We start from the raw sequence: 2,482 nt of genomic DNA, 5'->3' as shown, positions 1-2,482 counted from the left end.
CTTGCCCACCTCCGGCCCACCCAGCTCCCGCCTTGCCCACCTCCGGCCTTGCCCACCTCCGGCCCACCCAGCTCCCGCCTTGCCCACCTCCGGCCTTGCCCACCTCCGGCCCACCCAGCTCCCGCCTTGCCCACCTCCGGCCTTGCCCACCTCCGGCCCGCTCAGCTCCCGCCTTGCCCACCTCCGGCCCGACCCAGCTCTGCCCCGCCCAGCTCCGGCCTTGCTCACCCCCCCGTCCCACCCAGCTCTGATTCTGCAGCCAAACGCCGCGCAGATACCCCTTCAACTGCAGCCAGCCGCTGGTTCCAATCCGACCCCGAGTTCAGCCCACCTCCTAAGCGAGATCGGCACATGCCAGCGTTCCCCGGAGATCGCGCGGCTGCATCCAACCCCTCCCCGACCCCGATCCCATCCGGCGATCTCGGTCTATGTCTTTCCGGCCAGCAGGTCTCGATTACACCTCGCGCTGACTCTCCTGCGAGACCACGGTGCCGGGTCACCGTTCAGCTGAAGCTTGCCCACAGCATCTAAAGCCGGGCTCGCGCCGCGAGCACGTCGGCCGGGGCGGCTCGATGCGGCTCTCGAATCCCGACCATTTCCTCACCGACAGACCGCGCGACGGGATCGTCAGAAGGGCAGCGGGTCCCTGCCCGACGGGTTGTCAGCAGGGCGTGGGTCGCTGCCGGGTGTGGCCGTCAGAAGCGCGATCGGTCGCCGCCAGGTGTGGCCGTCAGAAGCGCGATCGGTCGCCGCCAGGCGCGGTTGTCAGAAGGGGGTGGTGGGTCGGGCGGTTGTCAGAAGGGGGTGGTGGGTCGGGCGGTTGTCAGAAGGGGGGTGGGTCGGGCGCGGTTGTCAGAAGGGTGGTCTGTCGTTGTCGGGTGGGGCGGTGTAAGGCGGGGTGGTGATGGGGCCTGGGCGTGGGGGGATGGTGGTATAGCGGTGGCCGGTGGGGGTCGTGAGGGTGGTGGATCCGTCGGGGTTGTTGGTGGCTTTCCAGCCCCAGGCGGGGGTGTCTTTGATGATGTGGTGGTACTCGCAGTAGGTGCGGAGGTCGGCGAGGTTGGTGGTGTGGGTTTGGGTGAAGGGGATCCCGTGATCGCGGTCGCATTGGCGGGCTGGGCGGTTGCAGTTGATCCAGTCGCAGGTGGGGTGGGCGGCGAGAAGTGTCTCGGAGACGAGGGTGCCGGGGTCGTGGCGAGTGGTGGATGCTTCGAGGACGGCGCCGTTGGTGGGGTCGGTGAGGAGCCGGCGCCAGGTGCCGTCGGTGGCGATGAGTCGAGCCTGTTCGGCGGGGATGGGACCGTAGCCGGTGAGCTGGCAGGGTTCGTCGTCGAGGCCGAGCAGGGTATTGATCGGGATGAGGACTTCGACGTGAGGTCGGCGTCGGTGCTGGTCGGGTAGACGTCGACCGAGCCAGTCGAGTCCGTTATGGAGGATGTGGTCGAACAAATCCACAGCCACGTCGGCGCGCCGTTGCCCGACGGTACGGTCACGTTCGGGCGAACCGGCTCCGGCAGCATCCTCCGGCACCAGCCTCTTGTGGGCAGAGCTCTCCCCCGAACCCGGGGCAGGCTTCTCCTGCGCGCTGTGGCCAGGGGTCTCCTGCCGGCTGTGGGCAGAGTCCTTCCCAGCCGGGTGCTCCTGCCTGGAGGCACGGTCCTCGTACGGAGCGAAGACAGAGTGCTCCCGGGCAGGGTGCTGGGACAACTGAGCAGAGTTCTGCTGCGGGGTGGGGACAGAGTTTTGCTGGGCAACGTCTTGCTGGGACAGGTGAGCAGAGTTCTCCTGCGGGGCGGGCACAGAGTTCTGCTGGGCAACGCCTTGCTGGGACAGGCGAGCAGAGTTCTCCTGCGGGGCGGGCACAGAGTTCTGCTGGGCAACGCCTTGCTGAGGCGTGTGGGCAGACTTGTCCTGCGGAGCCCGGGAGGAGTTCTGCCCGGGTGTATGGATAGAACTCTCCGGGGCGAGGTGCACCTGCGGAGTGGTGCTGGCCGGCGTGGGTCCCGGCGCCCTGTAGGCAGAGTTCTCCTGCGGTGCGTGGGCGGGATTGTCTTGAACACGGTGGGCGGTGCCGTCGTCGACGTGGTTGTGCTGGGGAGCACCTGGGGGTGATGTGGTGCCGCCGTCGTTGGTGGGCTCTTGGTCTGTGCCGCGATGTGAATTGTGCGGAGGCGGTGACGAATTGGTCGGTGGTGTACAGGTGGGTGGGTTGTCGTTGCCTGCCGTGCCGCCGCGGTCGGCGCTGTGGCCGATGGTGTTGTGGTTGCCGTCGTTGTTGCGGATGGTGCTGCCGTATCCGTTGCCGTTGGTGGTAGCGGTCGGCTGGTTGTGGGGCGGCTGGGCTGAGGCTGCCGTGGTGTCTGCGTCGGTGGCGGGTCCATGGGCGGGGGCCGTGGAACCCTCGGCGTTCAGGGTGCCCTTCGGGCAGTCGCCGCCTGGAGTGGAGGTCGAGTTCGAGCTCGACGGGTTCGAGGAGCCGGAC

2 protein-coding genes are annotated in these 2,482 nt (G+C 68.2%); one reads left to right on the top strand and one right to left on the bottom strand.

The genetic code is table 11. The features are described 5' to 3' along the window. Positions 1-852: 852 nt before the first annotated feature. Positions 853-1,530: a hypothetical protein gene (locus tag ABZ004_RS40475; RefSeq protein WP_355687622.1), complete on the bottom strand. Its 678-nt coding sequence runs from the start codon at positions 1,528-1,530 to the stop codon at positions 853-855. Positions 1,531-2,200: 670 nt separating this feature from the next. On the opposite strand from ABZ004_RS40475, the gene ABZ004_RS40470 reads away from it, so the two are divergent. Next, on the top strand, positions 2,201-2,482 hold a 282-nt coding region (locus ABZ004_RS40470; RefSeq protein ID WP_355687620.1), incomplete at its 3' end, for a hypothetical protein.

The sequence above is a fragment of the Kribbella sp. NPDC006257 genome (assembly GCF_040613535.1).
Classification (GTDB): domain Bacteria; phylum Actinomycetota; class Actinomycetes; order Propionibacteriales; family Kribbellaceae; genus Kribbella.
The sequence above is the reverse complement of the archived record's forward strand: the minus strand, read 5'-3'. Positions and strand labels throughout refer to the sequence as shown.